At 51.6% G+C, this 23,259-nt stretch carries 16 protein-coding genes; 9 read left to right on the forward strand and 7 right to left on the reverse strand.

Annotation, left to right across the window (positions count from 1 at the left end; translation table 11 throughout):
* The first annotated feature begins 8 nt into the window (after positions 1 to 8).
* The 5 genes from aceF (at position 9) to yacL (ending at position 8,598) form a co-directional block, all read left to right on the forward strand.
* Positions 9 to 1,886 (forward strand): pyruvate dehydrogenase complex dihydrolipoyllysine-residue acetyltransferase, encoded by a 1,878-nt coding sequence (gene aceF, locus CWC46_RS06290; RefSeq protein ID WP_021017105.1) that lies wholly within the window; start codon positions 9 to 11, stop codon positions 1,884 to 1,886.
* 231 nt (positions 1,887 to 2,117) lie between these two features.
* The gene (gene lpdA, locus CWC46_RS06295; protein WP_021017104.1) at positions 2,118 to 3,542 is read left to right on the forward strand and encodes a dihydrolipoyl dehydrogenase; all 1,425 of its coding nucleotides are present in this window, start codon (positions 2,118 to 2,120) and stop codon (positions 3,540 to 3,542) included.
* Positions 3,543 to 3,866: 324 nt separating this feature from the next.
* Positions 3,867 to 5,039 carry a dienelactone hydrolase family protein gene (locus CWC46_RS06300; RefSeq protein ID WP_021017103.1) on the forward strand — a complete coding sequence of 391 codons (1,173 nt, stop codon included), beginning with the start codon at positions 3,867 to 3,869 and terminating at the stop codon, positions 5,037 to 5,039.
* A 466-nt stretch (positions 5,040 to 5,505) separates the two neighbouring features.
* Positions 5,506 to 8,103, forward strand: coding sequence for a bifunctional aconitate hydratase 2/2-methylisocitrate dehydratase (acnB, locus tag CWC46_RS06305; protein ID WP_021017102.1), 2,598 nt, complete (start codon positions 5,506 to 5,508; stop codon positions 8,101 to 8,103).
* Positions 8,104 to 8,235: 132 nt separating this feature from the next.
* Entirely contained in the window at positions 8,236 to 8,598 is a 363-nt protein-coding gene (gene yacL / locus CWC46_RS06310) for a protein YacL (protein ID WP_021017101.1), read from the forward strand.
* A 253-nt stretch (positions 8,599 to 8,851) separates the two neighbouring features.
* On the opposite strand, the gene CWC46_RS06315 is transcribed toward yacL, so the two are convergent.
* The 4 genes from CWC46_RS06315 to CWC46_RS06330 all read right to left on the reverse strand — a co-directional run bounded on the left by CWC46_RS06315 (position 8,852) and on the right by CWC46_RS06330 (position 13,317).
* Positions 8,852 to 10,171 carry an MFS transporter gene (locus tag CWC46_RS06315; protein ID WP_021017100.1) on the reverse strand — a complete coding sequence of 440 codons (1,320 nt, stop codon included), beginning with the start codon at positions 10,169 to 10,171 and terminating at the stop codon, positions 8,852 to 8,854.
* Between the two features lie 84 nt (positions 10,172 to 10,255).
* Positions 10,256 to 11,206 (reverse strand): phosphoglycerate dehydrogenase, encoded by a 951-nt coding sequence (locus CWC46_RS06320; RefSeq protein WP_021017099.1) that lies wholly within the window; start codon positions 11,204 to 11,206, stop codon positions 10,256 to 10,258.
* A gap of 50 nt (positions 11,207 to 11,256) precedes the next feature.
* A complete protein-coding gene (locus CWC46_RS06325; RefSeq protein ID WP_021017098.1) occupies positions 11,257 to 12,141 on the reverse strand; it encodes a dihydrodipicolinate synthase family protein in 885 nt (294 codons plus the stop codon).
* Between the two features lie 39 nt (positions 12,142 to 12,180).
* The gene (locus CWC46_RS06330) at positions 12,181 to 13,317 is read right to left on the reverse strand and encodes an iron-containing alcohol dehydrogenase (protein ID WP_021017097.1); all 1,137 of its coding nucleotides are present in this window, start codon (positions 13,315 to 13,317) and stop codon (positions 12,181 to 12,183) included.
* Between the two features lie 216 nt (positions 13,318 to 13,533).
* Here CWC46_RS06330 and dtnK point away from each other — a divergent pair, with 216 nt between their 5' ends.
* From dtnK to CWC46_RS06345, 3 genes are read left to right on the forward strand one after another with little or no spacing between them, the layout of a single operon-like run.
* A complete protein-coding gene (gene dtnK / locus CWC46_RS06335) occupies positions 13,534 to 14,841 on the forward strand; it encodes a D-threonate kinase (RefSeq protein WP_021017096.1) in 1,308 nt (435 codons plus the stop codon).
* Positions 14,834 to 15,814 carry a D-threonate 4-phosphate dehydrogenase gene (locus tag CWC46_RS06340; protein ID WP_021017095.1) on the forward strand — a complete coding sequence of 327 codons (981 nt, stop codon included), beginning with the start codon at positions 14,834 to 14,836 and terminating at the stop codon, positions 15,812 to 15,814. Before dtnK ends, CWC46_RS06340 begins: the two co-directional genes overlap by 8 nt.
* Before the next feature lie 33 nt (positions 15,815 to 15,847).
* Positions 15,848 to 16,666, forward strand: a complete 819-nt coding sequence (locus CWC46_RS06345) for a DeoR/GlpR family DNA-binding transcription regulator (RefSeq protein ID WP_021017094.1) — start codon at positions 15,848 to 15,850, stop codon at positions 16,664 to 16,666.
* On the opposite strand, the gene CWC46_RS06350 is transcribed toward CWC46_RS06345, so the two are convergent.
* The 3 genes from CWC46_RS06350 to CWC46_RS06360 form a co-directional block, all read right to left on the reverse strand.
* Entirely contained in the window at positions 16,653 to 17,645 is a 993-nt protein-coding gene (locus CWC46_RS06350; RefSeq protein ID WP_021017093.1) for an aldose epimerase family protein, read from the reverse strand. The genes CWC46_RS06345 and CWC46_RS06350 overlap by 14 nt on opposite strands.
* A gap of 30 nt (positions 17,646 to 17,675) precedes the next feature.
* A complete protein-coding gene (locus tag CWC46_RS06355) occupies positions 17,676 to 18,683 on the reverse strand; it encodes a LacI family DNA-binding transcriptional regulator (protein ID WP_021017092.1) in 1,008 nt (335 codons plus the stop codon).
* A 98-nt stretch (positions 18,684 to 18,781) separates the two neighbouring features.
* Complete coding sequence (locus CWC46_RS06360; RefSeq protein WP_021017091.1) at positions 18,782 to 19,708, reverse strand: ROK family protein; 927 nt, start codon at positions 19,706 to 19,708, stop codon at positions 18,782 to 18,784.
* A 309-nt stretch (positions 19,709 to 20,017) separates the two neighbouring features.
* On the opposite strand from CWC46_RS06360, the gene CWC46_RS06365 reads away from it, so the two are divergent.
* A complete protein-coding gene (locus CWC46_RS06365; RefSeq protein WP_237160211.1) occupies positions 20,018 to 23,227 on the forward strand; it encodes an alpha-mannosidase in 3,210 nt (1,069 codons plus the stop codon).
* Positions 23,228 to 23,259: the final 32 nt, after the last annotated feature.

Consider the following 23,259-nt stretch of genomic DNA (forward strand, 5'->3'; position numbering starts at 1 on the left):
AAGATTACATGGCTATCGAAATCAACGTACCGGATATCGGTGCAGATGAAGTTGAAGTCACCGAAGTGATGGTGAAAGTCGGCGACAAAGTTGAAGCAGAACAGTCGCTGATCACGGTAGAAGGTGATAAGGCTTCTATGGAAGTTCCTTCACCTCAGTCGGGCGTGGTTAAAGAGATCAAAGTGGCGGTGGGTGACAAGGTTGCTACCGGTAAATTGATTATGATTTTTGATTCTGCTGACAGTGCTGTTGCAGCTGCACCCGCCAAAGTCGAAGAGAATAAAGCCGCGGCTACACCGGTTGCTGCGACTGCCAGTGTCGCCAAAGAGGTTGAAGTACCAGACATCGGTTCGGATGAAGTTGAAGTTACCGATGTGATGGTGAAGGTGGGCGACAAGGTTGAAGCGGAACAGTCTCTGATCACCGTAGAAGGCGACAAAGCTTCTATGGAAGTCCCGGCGCCGTTTGCCGGTATCGTGAAAGAAATCAAGATAAGCACTGGCGACAAAGTGAAAACCGGCTCGCTGATTATGGTTTTCGAAGTGGGTGGCACGGCGCCCGTCGCTGCTGAGACTGCTCCGGCGGTGGTCAGTAGTGTTCCCGCGGCAAAAGATGTGAATGTGCCTGATATCGGCGGTGATGAAGTTGAAGTTACCGAAGTGATGGTGAAAGTGGGCGACAAAGTGGCCGCTGAACAGTCACTGATTACGGTGGAAGGCGACAAAGCCTCTATGGAAGTCCCGGCGCCGTTTGCCGGTATTGTGAAAGAAATCAAGGTCAGTACTGGCGATAAGGTGAAAACCGGTTCGCTGATTATGATCTTTGAAGTTGAAGGTGCAGCTCCTGCTGCTGCGTCGGCGGCGAAGAAAGAAGATACGGCACCGGCGGCTAAAGCAGAGAAAGTTGCTGCCCCCGCAGTTGCCAAAGCGGACAGCAAGAGTGAGTTTGCCGAAAACGACGCTTACATTCATGCCACTCCGGTTATCCGTCGTTTGGCGCGCGAATTTGGCGTCAATCTGGCGAAAGTGAAGGGGACCGGCCGTAAAGGTCGTATCCTGCGCGAAGACGTTCAGGCGTATGTGAAAGACGCGGTGAAACGCGCTGAATCCGCTCCTGCCGCTGGTGCTACCGGTGGCGGTCTGCCCGGTATGCTGCCGTGGCCGAAAGTGGACTTCAGCAAGTTTGGTGAGATTGAGGAAGTTGAACTGGGTCGTATCCAGAAAATATCTGGTGCCAACCTGAGCCGTAACTGGGTAATGATCCCGCATGTTACGCAGTTCGATGAAGCTGATATCACTGAAGTGGAAGTATTCCGTAAACAGCAGAACCTGGAAGCCGAGAAGAAGAGACTGGACGTGAAAATCACGCCGCTGGTCTTCCTGATGAAAGCCGCTGCTAAAGCGCTGGAAGAATTCCCACGCTTCAACAGCTCTATTTCCGAAGATGGTCAGAAGCTGACACTGAAGAAATATATCAATATCGGCGTGGCGGTTGATACACCGAATGGTCTGGTGGTTCCGGTATTCCGTGATGTTAACAACAAAGGCATCATTGAATTGTCCCGCGAACTGGCGGTTATCTCCAAGAAAGCTCGCGATGGTAAGCTGACCGCATCTGATATGCAGGGTGGCTGCTTTACTATTTCCAGCCTTGGCGGCATCGGCGGAACGGCGTTTACGCCGATCGTCAATGCACCGGAAGTGGCTATTCTGGGCGTGTCAAAATCGTCCATGAAGCCGGTCTGGAACGGCAAAGAGTTTGCTCCGCGTCTGATGTTGCCGCTGTCACTGTCTTTTGACCATCGTGTCATTGATGGTGCCGCAGGTGCACGTTTCGCCGCATATATCAGTACGATAATGGCAGACATTCGTCGTCTGGTGATGTAACGGTAAAGGCTGGCTCTGTGGCCAGCCTTTTTGTTAACGTCAGTGCCGCAGGTCGGAACAGGCTCTCCTGCGGCGGTTGAGACACTGTTCACCCGAACATGCTTTGCAGATTATTAACAATTCTGTAAACTGCTGGCGGTGGAAGCGTCCCGGTGGATGAAGGGCGTGCTTGAATTAACTCGCCATAAAAATGACGTCTGACCCGCCGGACAAACAAAACAAGAGGTCATGATGAGTACTGAAATTAAAGCTCAGGTGGTGGTGCTTGGCGCGGGTCCTGCAGGATATTCTGCAGCATTCCGTTGCGCAGATTTAGGTCTGGACACCGTACTGGTAGAACGTTATGCCACCCTGGGTGGTGTGTGTCTGAATGTAGGTTGTATCCCCTCGAAAGCATTACTGCACGTAGCTAAAGTCATTGAAGAAGCCAAAGCGCTGGCGGAACACGGCATTGTGTTTGGTGAACCGCAGACTGACATCGACAAAATTCGTACTTGGAAAGAAAAAGTCATCAACCAGCTGACGGGTGGTCTGGCTGGTATGGCGAAAGGCCGTAAAGTTAAAGTGATTAACGGTCTGGGTAAATTTACCGGCCCGAATACGCTGGTTGTCGATGGTGAAAACGGCAAAACTACCGTTAATTTCGATAACGCCATTATCGCGGCAGGTTCCCGTCCGATTCAGTTGCCATTCATTCCACATGAAGACCCACGCATATGGGATTCTACTGATGCGCTGGAGCTGAAAACCGTGCCAGGGCGCATGCTGCTCATGGGCGGCGGTATCATCGGTCTGGAAATGGGTACTGTTTATCATGCGCTTGGTTCACAGATCGACGTAGTTGAAATGTTGGATCAAGTCATTCCGGCAGCGGATAAAGATGTCGTTAAAGTGTTTACCAAACGCATCAGCAAGAAATTCACCCTGATGTTGGAAACCAAAGTGACCGCCGTCGAAGCCAAAGAAGATGGTATCTATGTCACAATGGAAGGCAAAAAAGCGCCTGCCGAACCACAGCGTTATGACGCAGTGCTGGTCGCGATTGGCCGCGTACCAAATGGTAAACTGCTGGATGCAGGTCAGGCTGGCGTGGAAGTCGACGATCGTGGTTTCATTCATGTCGACAAACAGATGCGTACCAACGTACCTCACATCTATGCTATTGGCGACATCGTAGGTCAGCCTATGCTGGCGCATAAAGGTGTACATGAGGGACATGTGGCAGCTGAAGTTATCGCTGGCAAGAAGCATTACTTCGACCCGAAAGTCATCCCGTCCATTGCTTACACTGAACCAGAAGTGGCGTGGGTGGGCTTGACCGAGAAAGAAGCCAAAGAGAAAGGCATCAGCTACGAAACCGCAACTTTCCCATGGGCTGCCTCTGGGCGTGCCATTGCCTCTGATTGCGCAGATGGTATGACCAAACTGATTTTCGACAAGGAAACCCATCGTGTTATTGGTGGCGCGATTGTCGGTACTAACGGTGGTGAGCTGTTGGGTGAAATCGGTCTGGCGATTGAGATGGGTTGCGATGCGGAAGATATCGCACTGACTATTCATGCGCATCCGACGTTGCATGAATCTGTTGGTCTGGCGGCCGAGATTTTCGAAGGCAGCATTACTGACCTGCCGAATCCGAAAGCAAAAAAGAAATAAATTTTCCCATCCCTGATGCCGGTCACTTAGGCTGAATTTCAGGGAGAAGCCCATGGGGGAGGTTCCCAAAGGGATACCTCATCCTGTGGGCCACCCCGAATACCTGGGCATTTAAACGATCGACATTCCCCGTATCTTTAGTCACCTGCTGTCTGAAGGCTGGGACGCTCCATTAAGCATTTCATATTCTATCCGGCACATGTTGCCGGATTTTTTCTACCTATATCGCAGAATTTCACTTCTCTTCCGCCGTTCTTATTTCTGTCAATTACAATCAACTCTCTATAAAAGAAACGTCGTTTTATTTTTATGGTGAGAATAATAATGAAACTGAACCGATTACGTAACACCCTCTGTTTGCTGACAATGTGTCTGGTAAGTGCTTCATTGATGGCTAACGACAAGGATTACCAAACATCCGCGGTTACTGAAGACGCGTTGCCAACGTTCTATCCGCAACTCAAGCAGCAGATGACTTATTCAGACTCTTGGCTGTCTGGGCACGATAAGAATTTCAGTCAGTGGAAAGTACAGTCACGAAATAAGGTTCGTGCATTGTTACTGACGCCGGATTCCAGTAAAGCGTTTGATCCGCAAATGGTGGATCAACAGGATCGCGGCAGTTATAAAGCTGAAAAAGTGGCATTTAATCTGACAGACGAGAGCCGAGTGCTCGGACTGCTACTCATCCCAAAAACACCTGGCCCTCATCCGGCCGTGATTTTGCTGCATGACCATGGCGCGAAGTTTGATATCGGCAAAGAGAAAATGATTAAGCCATGGGGGGATGAAGCACAACTGACGTCGGCGCGGGCATGGGCAGATAAATATTTTACTGGCCGATTTGTGGGTGACGAACTGGCCAAGCGTGGTTATGTGGTGTTGGCAGTGGATGCCGTTGGCTGGGGGGATCGTGGGCCGTTGAAATATGAGCAGCAGCAGGCGTTGGCCAGTAATTTCTTCAATCTGGGACGTTCACTGGCGGGAACGATGGCGTATGAAGATATGCGAACGCTTGATTTCCTTGCCTCGCTGAAACAGGTCGACCCGCAACGTATTGGCATCGTAGGTTTTTCGATGGGCGCGTATCGTGCCTGGCAATTGGCGGCGTTGTCTAACAAAGCCGCCGCAACAGTAGCGGTTTCCTGGATGGGAACCTACGAAGGGTTGATGACACCAGGCAACAACGTATTGCGTGGTCAGTCGTCGTTTTACATGCTACATCCAGGATTGTCATCCTATTTCGATTTCCCTGATGTGGCCAGTATTGCCGCTCCCAAACCGATGTTAGTCTTCAACGGTGGCAAGGATAAACTCTTCCCCGTCAGCGCGGTAGAAGCCGCTTATGACAAAATGCACCGAGTCTGGCGTTCACAACATGCCGACGACAAGCTGGAAACACGTATCTGGCCGGAATTAGGGCATGTGTTTTATCAGGAGCAGCAGGATGTGGCTTTCCAATGGTTGGATCGTTGGCTGATGCCGGAGAAAAAGTAGTCACTTCTCTGGAGAGAAATTCTCTGTATATCGGCGTAGTTTGACACTGCATTTTCAGTCAGTCCTCAGAATGATGAGGGCTGACATTGGCGGCAATACCAGGTGGTGCCATATTGTGGACATAGTAGAACGATCCCTTTCTTAACTCATTGTTATTTTGAGTTTCTTTTGCTTTTTAGCGAAACACTTCTTTTGTCTTTTATATGCTAGAGCGGCCTGCAAATTACGTGCTATTCTGGCAATACAGACAGTAACAATAGGGTCATATTGAGACGTGAATCGATTAAGTAACAAAACAATGTTGCTATTATGTGAATGAATTAACAATCAATTCAAATCCTGATATGCTCAACAGGCTGGACCGGACACTCTGACCCTACATCCACACGCTTACATTCAGGCATGGACATCACAACCGGAAGCAGAGCGCCGGGTTAATTAAGACAATGAGAGCGAGGAGAAAGTCGTGCTAGAAGAATATCGTAAGCACGTAGCCGAGCGGGCTGCACAAGGGATCGTTCCTAAACCATTAGACGCCGCACAGATGGCGGCATTGGTGGAATTGCTGAAGAATCCTCCCGCTGGTGAAGAAGCATTTTTAGTCGATCTGTTAGTCAATCGCGTTCCGCCGGGTGTTGATGAGGCGGCCTACGTCAAAGCGGGTTTCCTGGCCGCCATCACCAAGGGTGAAGCCGTGTCTCCCCTTATTACGCCGGAAAAAGCCACCGAACTGTTGGGTACCATGCAGGGTGGATACAATATTCATCCACTGATTGACGCGCTGGAAAACCCCACGCTGGCGCCCATCGCCGTCACGGCGTTGTCTCACACCCTGTTGATGTTTGACAACTTCTATGATGTGGAAGAGAAAGCCAAGGCTGGTAATGCTTACGCCAAACAGGTGATCCAATCCTGGGCGGAGGCCGAATGGTTCCTGTCTCGCCCGGCGCTGGCAGAAAAAATTACCGTGACCGTTTTCAAGGTGACGGGAGAAACCAACACTGATGACCTGTCTCCGGCACCGGATGCCTGGTCCCGTCCCGACATTCCGCTGCATGCTCTGGCGATGTTGAAAAATGCCCGTGACGGCATTGAGCCGGATCAAGCCGGCGTGGTGGGGCCCATCAAACAGTTGCAGGCGCTGGATCAGAAAGGGTTCCCGCTGGCTTATGTGGGCGATGTGGTGGGAACCGGCTCGTCCCGCAAATCGGCCACCAACTCGGTGCTGTGGTTTATGGGAGACGATATCCCCAACGTCCCGAACAAACGCGCTGGTGGCGTGGTGCTGGGGGGTAAAATCGCGCCGATTTTCTTCAACACGATGGAAGATGCGGGCGCATTACCGATTGAAGTCGATGTTGCCAAACTGAATATGGGCGACGTGATTGACATTTACCCCTACAAAGGGGAAGTGCGTCATCATGATACCGACGCGCTGTTGGCGACCTTTGAACTGAAAACCGACGTGTTACTCGACGAAGTGCGTGCCGGTGGACGTATCCCGTTGATTATTGGCCGTGGGTTGACCACCAAAGCCCGTGAATCGCTCGGGTTGCCGCCCAGCGAGGTCTTCCGTATCGCCAAAGCGGTCGCCGCCAGCAGCAAAGGCTTCTCGCTGGCGCAGAAAATGGTGGGGCGCGCCTGTGGCGTGGCCGGTGTTCGTCCGAACGAATATTGCGAGCCGAAGATGACGTCGGTGGGGTCGCAGGACACCACCGGTCCGATGACCCGTGACGAGCTGAAAGATTTGGCCTGCCTCGGTTTCTCGGCGGATCTGGTGATGCAGTCTTTCTGTCATACCGCCGCCTACCCGAAGCCGGTTGATGTCACCACACACCATACGCTGCCCGATTTCATCATGAACCGTGGTGGAGTGTCGCTGCGTCCCGGTGACGGTATCATCCACTCCTGGCTGAACCGGATGCTGCTGCCGGATACGGTCGGTACCGGAGGGGATTCCCACACCCGTTTCCCGATAGGCATTTCTTTCCCGGCGGGGTCGGGGCTGGTGGCGTTTGCGGCGGCGACAGGCGTGATGCCGCTGGATATGCCGGAGTCGGTACTGGTGCGTTTCAAAGGCAAAATGCAACCAGGTATCACGCTGCGGGATTTGGTGCACGCGATCCCTTATTACGCCATTCAGCAGGGGTTGCTGACTGTCGAGAAGAAAGGCAAGAAAAACATCTTTTCCGGCCGTATTCTGGAAATTGAAGGGTTGCCGGATCTCAAGGTCGAGCAGGCGTTTGAACTGGCGGATGCGTCTGCCGAGCGTTCGGCGGCGGGTTGCACCATCAAACTGGACAAGGCGCCGATCATCGAATATCTCCACTCCAACATCGTCTTGCTGAAGTGGATGATTGCCGAAGGTTATGGCGACCGTCGCACGTTGGAGCGTCGTATTCAGGGGATGGAAAAATGGCTGGCGGAGCCGACGTTGCTGGAAGCGGATGCGGATGCGGAATACGCCGCGGTGATCGAGATCGATTTGGCGCAAGTCAAAGAGCCGATTCTGTGCGCGCCGAACGATCCGGATGACGCCCGTCTGTTATCTGATGTGGCGAACAGCAAGATTGATGAAGTGTTCATCGGCTCCTGCATGACTAACATCGGTCATTTCCGGGCGGCGGGGAAATTGCTGGATCAGCATAAAGGTCAGTTGCCGACCCGGCTGTGGGTGGCGCCACCGACACGGATGGATGCCGCGCAGTTAACGGAAGAAGGCTACTACAGCGTGTTTGGCAAGAGCGGTGCGCGGATTGAAATCCCCGGTTGTTCGCTGTGCATGGGGAATCAGGCACGGGTGGCGGAAGGGGCGACGGTGGTGTCCACGTCGACGCGTAACTTCCCGAACCGTTTGGGTAATGATGCGAATGTCTATCTGGCGTCAGCGGAGCTGGCGGCGGTTTCCGCGCTGTTGGGCCGTTTGCCGATGCCGGAAGAGTACCAGACCTACATGGCACAGGTGGATAAGACCGCGGGCGATACCTATCGTTACCTGAATTTTGACCACTTACAGCAGTATACGGAAAAAGCGGATGCAGTGATCTTCCAGACTGCCGTTTAAATCGTTATAGTTATGCCCGCATAAAAGGGAGGCCGTTTGGCCTCCCTTTTTTACTGCCAATTTGCGGGCTGTCACTACGGCATCTCCGTCTGGTAGCTACACTGACTATAGCGTACTCACAGGAGAATCATCATGGACTATGAATTTTTACGCGATCTGACTGGTCAGGTAATTGTCAAAATGTCGATGGGGCATGAGGCAGTTGGGCACTGGTTTAATGAGGAAGTAAAAAGTCAGTTGGCACTCCTGGACGAGATTGAAAATGCGGCGCGTGATGTCGCTGGAAGTGAACGCCAGTGGCAGCATATTGGGCATGAGTACACATTATTGCTAGACAGTGAAGAAGTCTTGATTCGTGCAAATCAGCTTGAACTTGATGGTGATGAGATAGAAGAAGGGATGAGTTATTACGACGAGGAAAGTCTGTCGCTGTGCGGGCTGGATGATTTTCTCGATCTGGTTGTGAAATACCGGGCGTTTGTGCAAAAGAGTTGAAATATCCGATAGTAATACAGTGCGAAGTGGAACCTCACTAGCAAGGTCGGGCAGTCGGGAAATGGCAAGAGTCTCTGGCACCAGAGCAGAGTGTAGTAGGCTGTTGTCGGTGTTGAAGCGTTGCAGGTCGTGGGTCACAAACCACACTTATTGTCGCACGATCGGTATAGTTAATGACAATACTGAAAGAGAGTACGGTCAAAGCCACAAACCGTACTCTCTGATTATTGGTGCGCTTACCATTGCGGATGGGTCAAACTCTTCCCATCGATAACTGATGTGTTGAAGGCGCATCAGGATCCTCGATTGGCTCAACTTTTCCCATGAGGAGTAGGTAGTTCAGGATGCCGATGGCGACTAACACGGAGGAGAAGACTAACGCCCAGGTAAAGGATCCTGTGGCGGAGACAATGGCTCCGGTTACAATCGGTCCGATCGCACCGCCCATGTTGGAAACGCTGTTTTGCAGACCAGCGACCACAGAAACGCTGTTTCTGGGAGCTACGTCACCTGGCAAAGCCCAAACCTGAGAAGCGGCGACTGTTGTGCCTGACTTAGCCACGCACAACAGGAATACGGTCATGGATACTGAGTCGGTGAAGGGTGCAAAGCCAATGCAAAGCGCCATCAGTAGTCCGATAGTCAAAAACAGCTTGCGGGTGGCAGTCAGTGATAACATTTTTTTATGCACTATTCTGTCGGATGACCAGCCAGCGATGACTTCGATAATCATGCCGCACAACAGAGGCAGGGCGGCGATTATCCCCATTTTGATGAAGTCCATCCCTTTATCTTTTACCAGGTAAGTCGGCAACCAAGTGATAAAGAAGTAGGAGGTGTAATTGATGGTAAAGAAGCCGATGCACATAGCCCAGATATTGCGGTAGCGCAGCAATTTGTACCACTTCATCGGACGAACGTTTCTATCACCATGCTTACGGGTTTGGCCATCGCGGATCAACCTTACTTCTTGTTGACTGATTTTCTTATGTTCTTCCGGGTTTTCCGAGTAGATAAAGTACCAGGCAATCACCCATAGCAGCCCGACAGCACCGATGATCAAAAAAGTCAGTCTCCAGTCGAACATGTAAATCATCCAGACGATCAGTGGCATAGCCACGGCACCACCAAATTTCGACGCACTGTCGAATAGACCGGAGACGGTGGCCCGTTCTTTATCCGGGAACCAGCGAGCGGTGATCCCGGCGTTACTGGGATAAGCTGCTGCTTCACCCACGCCTAGTGCCAGACGTAGTGCCAGCAGGGATTTAAAGCCGGTTGCCAGCCCCATCATTGAGGTGGCAATAGACCACCAGGTGACGGCTAACCCCAATCCTTTTTTCTGACCAAAGCGATCGGCAAACCAGCCAGCGGGAATTTGCAGTAACGCATAGGACCAGAAAAATGCAGCCATAATAAAGCCCATTGTTTCGGGGCTCAGATTCAGTTCATCAATAAGATGCGGTGCAGCGGCAGATAGCACAGTACGGTCAATATAGTTAATGGCAATTGCCAACCACATCAGGCCTGCAATCCACCACCGGATACGGGTGTTACCTGTATGAGAAGTCATAGTCGTAGCCCTATACATAGATTATCGTTGGTTGAATCAATGTTCAGCTTTTTGTCGAGGGAGGAGGTGGTGCCCCCGGCTTATTTACAGATTGTTCATCACATTGGCGGGAGGCTGCTTCTGCTTCACGCATTGAATAATTTGCTGCACACAACGGGCGCTGATGGCGCTGATGGCCCCGTCGGTATATCCCGCGATATGTGAGGTGGGAATGAAATTAGTCAGGGAAAATAGCGGATGCTCTGTCAGCGGTTCATGCTCAAAAACGTCGGCGGCGGCACCTGCGATGGTGTTGTCAACCAACACCTGATAAAGGTCGCTTTCGCTGATCACACCACCTCGTGACACGTTGACCAAAAAAGCGGATTTTTTCATCTGGCGCAGACGCGCGGTATTAAACAGATTGTGCGTCTCCTGGGTCAGCGGCGTATGCAGGGTGATAAAATCGCTCTGCTCTGTCAGCTCATCCAGTGAGACAAACTGAATGTTATATTCAGCGGCAAACTGCTGGTCGGGATAAAAATCGAAAGCCAGCACTCGCATGTTAAAACCGTTGGCTCGCAGGGCGACCTGTTTGCCAATATTCCCCAAGCCGATAATGCCCAGCGTTTTTCCATAAACATCGGCGGCAAAAATATGCGGCCAGTGGCCGGCGCGGGTTTCCACCGCTGCCGTTATTACTTGGCGTGCCATATTGAGGATTAATGCAAAAGTAAAGTCGGCAACTGCATGTTTATTGGCATCCGGGACGTTAGTCACATAAATGCCTCTGGCCTGAGTGGCCTGCAAATCTATATTGTCGACGCCTACGCCATGCTTGCAGATAATTTTTAATTGTGGAGCAAGATCCAGCAGATCATTATTGACATCGGTAAACGCCACAATCATTGCCACAGTATCAGCCAGGTGTGGTTCCAGCGTGCTTAACTGCACATCTGCAGGCAAGGTAATCAGTTCAAAACCCTGTTCCTGTAACACAGTGATCGGCTGTGGATCATATTTGGCAAAAGAAGGGGAGGTACAGATCACTTTCATTATATTTTCCCTGGTGTTAACACGGGCAGCGGCAGTGCGCTGCCGCTAATTTATCGAGTGTACTGATTGACAAGCTGGCGAATACGCTGCTCTTCTTCGGCGCTGAAACACACGGGATAGCGGCTCACGCCAACATCCTGACCCATCAACGTCAGCGCCTTTTTCACCACTGCCGGGGAGAAGGCGATGGCATAGAGCGTTGTGCGTAATTCGCTGACCTGTTCCTGGGCGAGTTGCGAGCCTTCAATGTTGCCGGCATGAAAACGCTGCCAGATTTGGCTGATAGCTTCGGGAGCAACATTGGCCAGCCCAGAAATGCAGGCCGAACAGCCGTCGACAAATCCTTGATGGATCAAGGAATCCGGGCCGTTTAGTACATTAAAGCCTGGTATATCTTTGACGGCATTGAGGAAACCACTCAGGCTTTCATAGCTGCCGGCACTGTCTTTGATGCCGATGATATTGGGGTGGTCCGCCAGAATGCGGGCGGTTTCAGGGTAGATCGTATTGCCGGTACGGGCTGGAATGTTGTAGAGAAATATCGGTACGGTTAATGCGTCCGCGACAGCGCGATAATGGGCGATTAACTCTTCCTGTTTGAGTGGTACAAAGTAAGGGGTGATCACGGAGACGGCATCGACGCCCAGCGCGGCGATTCGGCTACCCAGCTTGATGGTTTCCCGGGTTGAGATTTCGCCGATATGCGCTACCACAGGTACGTTACCGGCCACTTCATCGACACAGGTTGCGGTGACCGCCACTTTTTCATCGGTGTGCAATACAAAAAACTCACCATTGGTGCCATTACAGAAAATCCCGTTGCCGTATCTCATTTGGCGTCGTACCTGATGACGCATGGCTGAAGGACTGAATTCACCTTGCTCGTCAAATGGCGTGACAATCGCTGTCAGTACGCCGGTAATACATTTATTCATTATTTCCCCTCGTCGTTCTTATCATCCGAAGATGAAGGCTTAAAACAGTGTTAAATAGATATCGCGAACGTCGTCAGCGCTGACAGTGGTCGGTACGTTCTTCATTAAACGCTGTACCTGTAAGGCTGACTCCACCAGATAGGGCAGGTGCTCTTTGTCGATGCCCAGTTGTTGCAGTGAGGCCGGCAAATTCAGACGTTTCACCAGTGCGGTAAAGTAGGCGACCAACTCTTGGGCTTTCTGTGAAGTACTAAGGGACAGATCTGCGTCCGGCAGCAGGTCATAAGCCTGCGCAAATTTTTCCTGAGCCGCGGTCTGGACGAAACGCATACAGGGCGCCAGCAGAATGGCGTTAGCCACGCCATGTGGTATGTGATATTTGCCGCCAAGGGGATAAGACATCGCGTGTACCAGGTGAGTGCCGGAATGCGCGATGGCTGCACCGCCATAATACGAGGCCCATAGCATGTTGAGCCTGGCTTCCAGATTTTCCGGTTCATGTACCGCTGTTTCGATGTTGGCGAACAGTTTCTTTAATCCTATCAAGGCATAGTTGTCTCCCACCGGATTGGCGACAGTGGCGGTGAAGCATTCAATCAGGTGGCACAGCGCATCAATACCGGTTGATGCGGCAATGTGCGGCGGCATGCTGGTGGTCAACTCTGGTACCAAAGCAACATAATCCGGCAACATAACGGGAGTGATGATCCCGACTTTGGTTTCTTGTTCCGGGATAGCCAGAATGGCATTCGGGGTGGCTTCGGAACCGGTTCCTGCTGTGGTAGGAACTAGCAGGGAAACAGTACGTCGGGTGGGTGTTATTCCGGCTAGCAAGGTTTTCAGCGTAATGGTGGTATCACCGGCACACAGCAAAGAAAGCAGCTTGGCGACATCCAGTACACTGCCTCCGCCAACACCAATCACGGCATCAACGTCGGTGGCGGTAAGCTGATTCAGGATTGCTTCCACATCATGCTGGCTGGGTTCAGCCGGTACATTATCAATCAAAGATAGTTGCGGTACGTTGTTCTTTATCTGCGCGATTAGCGTTTGAACACCGGGCAATCCCACAATGTTTTTGTCGGTAACCAGTAGTACGTGCCGTTTGTCATTCAAGAGGTAGCGAATGTCCTGTAGTGAGTGATGGCCACTGATGATGGTGCTGTTGATATTCATGCTATTACCTTGCCTGTTTTTACTGTTACATCAGTATAATGCTGATGATTTTTATCAGTCATTATGACTTTTTATAATCAATGCAGGTCGTTAATTGTCACATTGTGGGGGTGATTTATAGATTAAATTCATTTTTAATAATTTGATGTTGATCACATATAATCAATTGTGATTTAATATAATCAAAATTAGATAATCACAAGGCAGGGATTGGGTATGCCGAAAGGGCAGGATATAACCCAGGTAGAAGTAACCCAGGTATTGGTCGTTGCGGATGATTTCACTGGCGCCAATGATGTGGGCGTTGGGCTGTCACGCTATGGCACCCAGACCAATGTGGTATTTGATGTCAACAAACTGCATGGCGATTTGCTGAGCGATGTGACTGTCATTAATACTGACAGCCGCGCGCACTCGGCATCATCGGCGTCAGCGCTTACCGCACAGGCAGTGAGTGCCTGGTTGAAGGCGGGTGGTCGGGGCTGGATCGTGAAAAAAATAGATTCGACCCTGCGTGGCAATCCAGGTGCGGAAATCGAAGCGGTTCTGCAGGTAGCGGATATTCCACTGGCACTGGTCGTTCCTGCGTCGCCGTCTCTTGGCCGTGTTACCCGCAACGGACAGGTGTGGGTCAATGAGCGTCTGTTAACCGACACGGAATTTGCCAGCGACCCGAAAACACCGGTGTGTTCTGCGTCAGTAGGCGCTCGCCTGGCTGAGCAGAGTCGTTTACGTCAGGCCGAGATCCATTTGAGTGAATTACGTCATATTGACCTCGCCGCACATTTGCGGACGTTGACACAGTGTGGTGTTCGGTTGGTGATTATAGATGCAGAAAATCAGAATGACCTTGATAACGTCATTCATGCCGCCAACCAGTTATGTTTTAAGCCTTTGTTGGTCGGTTCTGCCGGGCTGAGTGAAGCACTGGCGAAACGGATCCGTTTCTCTTCGTCGGTCAATCAATCTGTACTGGCCGTTGTCGGTTCAATGAGCGAAATCGCTCAAAAACAGATGATTGTCGCCAGTCAACAGCAGAATGTGGTGCTGATTGACATCGATGTCAATCTATTTTTCGGAGATTCTCTGGCTGAAAACGCCGAACGCTGGGTGCATGACGCGGTGTCTGCGCTTCGGCACGGGCAACACTGCCTTCTTCGTACCTGTTATCACGACCATCAACGTTTTGATATTGACCGTGTCTGTCAGCAACAGCATTTAAGTCGTCAACAACTGGGGGAAAACATCAGCCAATTTCTGGGCGAACTGACACGTAATATTGTCAGGCAGCACTTGCCGGGCGGGCTCTATTTATCAGGTGGCGATATAGCGATTGCCGTTGCAATGGCGTTGGGCGCCAGCGGTTTTCAGATTAAAGGGCAAATAGGCTCCTGTGTTCCGTGGGGGCGGTTTTTGGACAGTGTTGTCAGTGATATCCCCGTAATGACTAAAGCGGGAGGGTTTGGGAATGAAACCACCTTGCTGCACGTTTTACGTTTTATTGAGGAGAGAGTGAGTGAGTAAAATTATTGCAGTAACGATGGGAGATCCTGCCGGTATTGGCCCTGAAATCATCATAAAATCGTTAGTCGCAGGAGAGTTGTCTGGCGCACCGGCGGTGGTGGTTGGCTGTGTACAAACGTTGCGCCGTATCCAGGTGCTGAATGTGGTTCCTCATGTGGAGTTGAATGTTATCGATCGACCGGCTGATGCGCGGTTCGCGCCTGGCATTATTAATGTGATTGATGAGCCGCTGGACGCTCCACAGGCACTGCAACCGGGAAAAGTTCAGGCACAGTCGGGTGATCTGGCTTTTCGTTGCGTGAAACGAGCAACGGAACTGGCAATGGCTGGTGAGGTTTATGCGATTGCTACCGCGCCGTTGAATAAGGAGGCGCTGCATTCCGCCGGGCATCTGTATCCGGGGCACACCGAATTGCTGGCAAAGCTGACCAACAGTCGGGATTACGCTATGGTGCTATATACCGACAAACTGAAAGTGATCCATGTTTCCACTCATATTGCGCTGCGGAAATTCCTCGACACGCTGAGTCGGGAACGTGTTGAAACCGTGATTGCGATGGCTGATACTTTCCTCAAACGTGTTGGTTTCACTCATCCGCGTATCGCGGTGGCCGGGGTAAATCCACATGCGGGTGAAAACGGCTTGTTTGGTGACGAAGAAATCAATATCGTCATGCCTTCGGCCGAGGCGATGAGAGCGAAAGGCATTGATGTCTATGGCCCTTGTCCACCGGATACGGTGTATTTGCAGGCTTATGAAGGTCAATATGACATGGTGGTGGCGATGTATCACGATCAGGGCCATATTCCGCTCAAGCTGTTGGGTTTCTATGACGGGGTGAATATTACCGCAGGTCTGCCGTTTATCCGCACCTCAGCGGACCACGGCACGGCGTTTGATATTGCCTGGACAGGAAAAGCGAAGTCTGAGAGCATGGCCATCTCAATCAAACTGGCTATGCAACTGGCTTGATTCATCAGGATAACTGGGTAAACGGATATCGTCGTGGGGCAAACATTGAGTGATGCTTCCCGTGTGGGCGGGGATAGGGTTAAAGGGCAAAGTCGTCAGGACCAGATTATGGATTATTTGAAAAGCCATAATCTGGTGACGGTAGATGAACTGGTTGCTGTCATTGATGCTTCCCCGGCGACCATTCGTCGTGATCTGATAAAGTTGGATGAGCAAGGTGTGATCAGCCGTAGTCACGGCGGCGTGACGCTCAACCGCTTTGTTCCTTCCCAGCCCACCACTAATGAAAAACTACAGCGCAATCTGGCGGAAAAACAGGCGATTGCCCGTTATGCCGCCACGCTGGTACAGCCGGGCAGCGCTGTGGTGCTGGATGCCGGCACCACCATGCTGGAATTGGCACGTAACCTGACGCATCTGCCGTTGCGGGTGATCACCGCTGATTTGCAAATCGCATTGTTTTTGTCAGAATTCAAGCAGATTGAGGTTACGATCATCGGTGGTCGTATCGACGATAGCAGTCAGTCCTGCATTGGCGAGCATGGTCGGCGTCTGTTGCGCAGCGTATATCCAGATATTGCGTTTATCAGCTGTAATTCGTGGAGTCTGGAAAAAGGCATTACCACGCCGACGGAAGAAAAAGCAGGGATCAAACAAGATCTGGGGCTTAATGCCAGTCGACGAGTCTTGCTGGCGGACAGCAGTAAGTACGGCGCCTATTCCCTTTTTTGCGTGTCGCCGCTTACTACATTGTCAGACATCGTTACTGATAGTGGATTGCCGTCAGATATTCAACGTCAGTTGCAGGCGCAGCCGTTTAATCTGCAACTGGTGGATGTTAATTTCCGTTGAGCGACTGGCATATAAGACGATAGTAGATGGTCACCGGTTGCTCAGCCCGGATAGATAAGGCCGTCGGATAACCCATTTGGTTGATGGCATTCTCCTTCAGACTGCCAGGGCCGAGATCCCAGGCGGAACAAATCGGCTCAATACCCAGACAATAATTCTTTCCATCCCACGGGGACATACTCCGTCCGCCATTGCTGATCCATAACAGGCAATGAGGCAGTATCTCACTATCCCACTGTAATGATACACAGAACTGGCGGCGCGGATAACGTAGTGTCACGCCAGAGACTGGCTGATTTATCTGAACAATCTCTTCGGTGGCAAAGGGTAACGGTAATTGACTGATATCCAGTGTATGGCCCTGTAATGAGGGAATGGCGGTGAGATCGTCAAACAGCGCCAGCGGCTTGAGCTGACTGATTCCGGCTTCCGTGGCCTGCGGATAGACAATCCCTTGAGCCATATTGTCAATCTCCAGTTCCACCTCTCCGGCATTGCCCCCTACGGGAAAAATAGGATGTAACCCGACCGGCAGCCGACAGTCCTGTCGGGCAGTCAGTGTCAGACTAAAATCTACGCAACCGTTTTCCGCTAGCATGATGGTGCGTTGCAGCTCTGCCAGCGGATAATCCTGTGGAAAATGGAAGTTGAGTTGTGCCCGGTTATTTTCAATCGCAGTGATTTCCCACTCGCCGTTTACCGGCAGTCCATGTGGGGCATGGTGATAATAGCCATGATCATCCTGTTCGGTGTGCCCGAAGGGAACGCCGACCCATTCTCCCGCCAGCCGATGCATCAGCGGGGGCTGACCCGCACACACTTGCGGATTATCCAGCCAGTGAGCGCGATAGAGTACCGATATGGCCTGCGGCGTACCCGGCCGGAAGGTTAACGCATTCAGCATACCACCAGCACTGCCGACTTCGGCGCAAAGCAGACCATCATGGCTATTCAGGATAACGGAACGAGTGGTTTTCATGGCGGCTCCTGATGATAGGAAACGGATAAATCAGTGTGTCTGGTTGCCGTGTTGGTCTTCGCCGGCACTTTTTCTGGCGATCAGCGTAACGGCCAACTGTCGTTGTTCCTCGGGGGGGACGGCATTCAGCAACAGTTGCAATCCCTGTCGCCCCAGCTCAGCTTTATCAATGGCGATGGTCGTCAATGGTGGATGCGACACCCGGGCCGTTTCAATATCGTCAAAACCGACAACCGCGACATCTTCCGGCACGCTCAGACCATGTCGCTGGCAGACTCGCATCGCAATCAGCGCCGCTGAATCATTATAGGCAAAGATGGCGTCTGGCCGCTGTGGAAGCGCCAGCAATTCTTCCACCGCGTTGATCAGTGATGTTTCGGTATCCAGCAACGGCGGGGCTATCACCTCATATTCCGGCGGGGTCAACAGTTTTGCCTCATACAGCGCCTGTCGGTAGCCTTTTTCACGCAAGCGAATACTGTAATGGGCCAGACTGCTAGCCAGAAAGGCGATACGTGTACGACCCTGTTCAATCAGGTGCCGGGTGGCCAGATAACCGCCCTGCACATTATCGGGGTTAACGCTGGGTAGATTGGGGGACCACAGATCGATCAGTGCCAGCGGTAATTGCATGCTTTGCAGCACGGCGAGTAGCTCCGGTTCAAAAAAACCGGCACACAGTAAGGCATCTGGATCATGGCGGCGCACCTGTTCTTCGATCGCATCAGTCGGGCCGAGGGCCAGAAAACTGAGCGCTATCCCTTCTTCACGACAGGCATTCTCCACTCCGAGCAGTAACGGTGAGTAGAAAGACAGCGCGCTGGAGATATTGTGTTGACGATGCAGCAGGAACAATACGCGGCGGATTTTATCACTGCGTAAGCGGGTAAAGTCGTAGCCTTGTTGCTGAGCGATAGTAAGAATACGTTGACGGGTTTCATCTTTCAGACCCGGTTGTCCTTTCAGCGCACGGGATACCGCACCTGCTGACACACCTGCTTGCGTGGCAATGTCTCTTATTCTTATCCGCTTGGTCATGCGTTTCCTTAGTGTCCGGCTTATCGATAGTAGTGGCCTGTTTGGGTCGGATAAGACCGTTCACGGTCAGATTAATAATCAATGATGGAGAAAATGTATCATAAAGCGATACACGCGGCTGCATGTGTCTGACCCAGCCAGGCCGCGCCGCGCACGCCACTACTGTCGCCGTGTTGTGCGGCGACAATCGGTGTCACGAAGGTATTGCTGAAGATATGACGGGCCACTTGCTGTTCCAGACCATGATAGAGCGGTCGGCAGTTGGAAAGCCCGCCACCTATCACAAACACATCAGGGTCGAGCAGGTTTACTACACTGGCCAGCGAACGAGCCAACTGATCCTGAAATAGCGCAAAATGGGCACAAGCATCGGTGTTCCCCGCTTCCACGGCAGCCATGATTTCCACGGCGCTCAGCGCGGTGTTATGCCGCAAGTTGTAGCGTTGCGCCAGACCTGTGCCGGAAATAAATGACTCGGTACAATTAACTTTACCGCAGTAGCAGGTGACTGGCGGGCCATCCTGATCCGGTGTGTAACGCGGCAGCGCGTTGTGCCCCCATTCGCCAGCGTTGCGATTGCGCCCATCGATAATCTGTTGATTGACCGCAATACCACCGCCACAGCCAGTGCCGAGAATAACCCCGAACACGGTGGAGTAGCCTTTACCGGCGCCGTCAATCGCCTCCGATAGCGTAAAACAGTTAGCGTCATTGCTGATGGCGACCGGTTGTTTGACATAGGCTTCCAGCATAGCAGGCAGTGGTTGCTGGTTGATGACCAGGATATTGGAGTTCTTGATCTTTCCGTTACTGACTTCCACCGTGCCGGGTAGACCGATGCCAATGCTGAAAGGTGCGCCAAGTACCTGGCGCGTTTCATCAATGACCGTGCACAGGTGCTGAAAGAAAACGTGATAGCTGTGCTTTTCCGTTGTATGGCGCTGTCGGTAAACCACCTCGCCGTGTGAATTCAGCACCACGGCTTCTATTTTTGAACCACCGATATCAATACCCAGACTTAACATGTTCTTTAGCTCCTGCTCGGGACGGTGTACTGGCTGAGGTGCTGCATAGGACGCAGAAAAGTTTACTGCTAAATGTTTACTAAACACAATTTAATTTATGCGTATCTCATATTAACTCACATTACATTAATGTGTTTATTTTCATGCGGATATATATTTTCATAGAAATGTGCCGTGAAAATAACATTGCGAATGTGAACCATCTCACGGAAATAACATTATTGGAAACACAAAGTTTACTAAACATTATAGGGGTGCTATTAAATGAGCACCTGCTGTTAACGCAGGCTGTGATGTTTATGATTATCCATGATACTTAAATGGAGTAATCAATGCTCCCGGGCCAGTGAGCGCAGCGTCAGGCGCCGTCGTCAGAGTGAGAATGTGATGTTTTTTACCGAAGAAAAGCTAAGTCAGCGTTTGGACGAAGTGGCCCAGTACCGGCTGCGTGAGCATTATCAGGTTGAACAGGCTGAAATCTGCTTTGACCGGGAAGGCATTAATGGCGCACAACCTCCGGCTGATGATGCTGACTGGCAGTCTTGCTTGCGCGGTTTTCACTGGCGGGAAAGGGATATCTACGTCTGGTTGAAACTGCGACATACTTTCCCGGCAGACTGGGCCGGGCAGATGATTGTCGGCGAGTTCGATTTCAGCCTGGGCGCACAGCGCCGGGATTTTGAGGCCTTGTTGTACCTTAACGGGCAGCCATTTCAGGGCATCGATCAAAATCATACTCAAGTCGTTATACCTGACTCGCTGGCTGGGCAAACCGTCGAATTCTGTTTTCGCATCTGGTCCGGCATTCTGGAAGGTAAAGTGCGTAAACATTTTCAGGCATTCCATGTTGGCAGCGCCTTTGAGCGCATCAGCTTTGCATTGTGTGATCAACCAACTCATACACTGTATTACACCACGCTGGGGATTCTGCAAACGCTGGCGATCCTGCCGGATAACGATCCGCACCGGGTTCAGTTGCTGACCTGTACCGACCTGGCCTACAACCTGATTGACTGGCGCGATCCTGGCAGTGATGGTTTCTATACATCGATTGCCGCTGCCGCTGAACAACTGGAGCGTGAGTACCCGCAGGCGAATAAACAACATCCGGTCACTGTACATTGTGTCGGGCACACTCATATCGATGTGGCGTTTCTCTGGCAGTTAAAACACACCCGTGAAAAATGCGCCCGGTCTTTTTCCACGGTGTTGCGGTTGATGGAGCGTTACCCGGAATATACTTTTTTCCAGTCACAGCCACAGTTGTATGACTACATCAAGCAGGATTATCCGGCACTCTATCACCAGATTAAACAGCGGGTGCAAGAAGGGCGCTGGGAAGTGGATGGTGCTATGTGGGTGGAAGCGGACTGCAATCTGCCGTCCGGCGAATCGTTTGTTCGCCAGATTCTGCTGGGTAGTCGTTTTATGCAGGAAGAATTTGGCGTGACACCGCAATGCCTGTGGTTACCGGATGTGTTTGGTTACTCCTGGGCATTGCCTCAGATTCTGAAAAAAAGTGGTATCCGCTATTTCATGACCACCAAGATCAGTTGGAATGAATTCAATCAGATGCCACACGATACTTTTACCTGGCGCGGTATTGACGGCAGTGAGGTATTGGCGCATTTCATCACTACCCCTGAGGAGGGGCATCCGCGTTATACCTATAACGGCATGGTGGATGCCAAATCCGTACAGGGGTTATGGGATAACTACAAAGATAAACCGCTAAACCAGGAACTGATGCTGGCTTACGGTTTTGGCGACGGCGGCGGCGGACCGACGGAAGTGATGCTGGAACTGCTGCGTCGTTTTGACAACATGCCAGCGTTACCCAACATCCAGCATGGCCGGGTGGATGATTTCTTCGAGCGGCTGGAAAACCGGCTACAGCAAAGTGAATGTTATCAACATACCTGGGATGGCGAGCTTTACTTCGAGAGTCACCGGGGAACGTACACCAGTCAGGCACAGGTGAAGAAAGCCAACCGCCAGGCTGAGTTACAGTATCGCCGTATTGAATGGCTACAGGCATTGACGGCAATGATGCGCGGTGACTGGGCAGAGTATCCGCAGGCGGCGCTAACCGAAGGCTGGAAAATCCTGCTGCGTAATCAATTTCACGACATCATCCCCGGTTCGTCGATTGCTGAAGTTTACCGCGATGCCGAGCGGGAGTATCAACAGGCCACCCATATTGCCGAGACGATTCTGACTGACTGTCAGCATGAATTATTACAAGTAAACCGGGCGGCGGTGACGGTGTTGAACAGCGCCGCCTGGACACGCGACGATATGGCCCTTATTCCGGGTAATGGCGTAGGAAGTTGGAAAACCACTGATGGTAATGACGTACCGGTACAGCGTACCCCGGATGGCTGGCTGGTGGCGTTACATAATCTCGCGCCACTCAATGGTGTCACGCTGTATCACGACAGCACACCGGTGGATGCCGTGGCGGCGAAGGCATTCAATCTGAGTGAAGGGCAAGTAGAAACCCCGTTTTACCTGATTAACTGGAACGAACAAGGCCATCTGACACGCATTTTTGACCGTCAGCATCAACGCGAGGTGTTGGCGGACTACGGTAATGTTCTCACCGTTTATGAAGATAAACCGCTGAAATACGACGCCTGGGATATCGAAATTTTCTACTGCCAGAAGCAACGATCCGTCACTGAACTGGAATCAGTCACCGTGCTGGAGCAAGGTGAACTGCGTTGTGTGATTGAATTTATCTGGACTTATCATCGTAGCCGCATCGTGCAGCAGATCCAGTTGTACAGCCAACTACAGCGCATTGATTTCCACACCCATGTGGACTGGCAGGACTACAACCAGCTACTGAAGGTCACGTTCCCGGTGGCGGTGCGCGCCACCGAGGCTACCTATGATATCCAGTTTGGTAATGTAAAACGGCCAACCACCTGGAACACCAGTTGGGATTATGCCCGTTTCGAAAGCGTGGCTCACCAGTGGGCGGATTTATCTGAGTATGGTTACGGCGTCAGCCTGTTGAATAACTGTAAATACGGTCATGCCATCAGGGACAACGTGATGCAGTTAACGCTGATTAAATCTGCCGTCAGTCCGGACGCCCATGCCGATCGTGGCGAGCACATCTTTACCTATTCGCTGTTGCCGCATGCCGGTGACTGGCGTGACGCAGGTACTGCCCAACAAGCATTTTACCTGAATGAACCACTGAGCGTGATGTCGGGAGAGTGGCGAGCACCCGCCATGCCACTGGTACAGGTCGAGCATCCGTTTATCCAGTTGGATGCACTGAAAAAAGCCGAACAGGGTGACTGGCTGATTATCCGGTTACATGAATTTGCCGGTGGTCGCCAGCACGTCACGCTGAAAACGGCTTTTCCCGTGTTGTGGTGGGCGGAGTGCGATCTGCTGGAAGTGATGGAAGACCAAAACACGCGGGCAGAACAGGGCATCACCCTGCATTTCACACCGTATGAAATTAAAACACTGGCGCTGTGCTTGGGAGAAAAAAACAAGTAATGGTAGATGAAAGCGCAGTGATAAACCGTCTG

The organism is Prodigiosinella confusarubida, from assembly GCF_002847015.1.
In the GTDB taxonomy this organism is placed as follows: domain Bacteria; phylum Pseudomonadota; class Gammaproteobacteria; order Enterobacterales; family Enterobacteriaceae; genus Prodigiosinella; species Prodigiosinella aquatilis.

What these genes read in the sequence shown, in the direction of transcription:
- aceF (WP_021017105.1), top strand. Translation starts at nt 9, where the DNA reads ATGGCTATCGAAATCAACGTACCGGATATCGGTGCAGATGAAGTTGAA.
- lpdA (WP_021017104.1), top strand. Translation starts at nt 2,118, where the DNA reads ATGAGTACTGAAATTAAAGCTCAGGTGGTGGTGCTTGGCGCGGGTCCT.
- CWC46_RS06300 (WP_021017103.1), top strand. Translation starts at nt 3,867, where the DNA reads ATGAAACTGAACCGATTACGTAACACCCTCTGTTTGCTGACAATGTGT.
- yacL (WP_021017101.1), top strand. Translation starts at nt 8,236, where the DNA reads ATGGACTATGAATTTTTACGCGATCTGACTGGTCAGGTAATTGTCAAA.
- CWC46_RS06315 (WP_021017100.1), bottom strand. Translation starts at nt 10,171, where the DNA reads ATGACTTCTCATACAGGTAACACCCGTATCCGGTGGTGGATTGCAGGC.
- CWC46_RS06320 (WP_021017099.1), bottom strand. Translation starts at nt 11,206, where the DNA reads ATGAAAGTGATCTGTACCTCCCCTTCTTTTGCCAAATATGATCCACAG.
- CWC46_RS06325 (WP_021017098.1), bottom strand. Translation starts at nt 12,141, where the DNA reads ATGAATAAATGTATTACCGGCGTACTGACAGCGATTGTCACGCCATTT.
- CWC46_RS06330 (WP_021017097.1), bottom strand. Translation starts at nt 13,317, where the DNA reads ATGAATATCAACAGCACCATCATCAGTGGCCATCACTCACTACAGGAC.
- dtnK (WP_021017096.1), top strand. Translation starts at nt 13,534, where the DNA reads ATGCCGAAAGGGCAGGATATAACCCAGGTAGAAGTAACCCAGGTATTG.
- CWC46_RS06350 (WP_021017093.1), bottom strand. Translation starts at nt 17,645, where the DNA reads ATGAAAACCACTCGTTCCGTTATCCTGAATAGCCATGATGGTCTGCTT.
- CWC46_RS06355 (WP_021017092.1), bottom strand. Translation starts at nt 18,683, where the DNA reads ATGACCAAGCGGATAAGAATAAGAGACATTGCCACGCAAGCAGGTGTG.
- CWC46_RS06360 (WP_021017091.1), bottom strand. Translation starts at nt 19,708, where the DNA reads ATGTTAAGTCTGGGTATTGATATCGGTGGTTCAAAAATAGAAGCCGTG.
- CWC46_RS06365 (WP_237160211.1), top strand. Translation starts at nt 20,018, where the DNA reads ATGATACTTAAATGGAGTAATCAATGCTCCCGGGCCAGTGAGCGCAGC.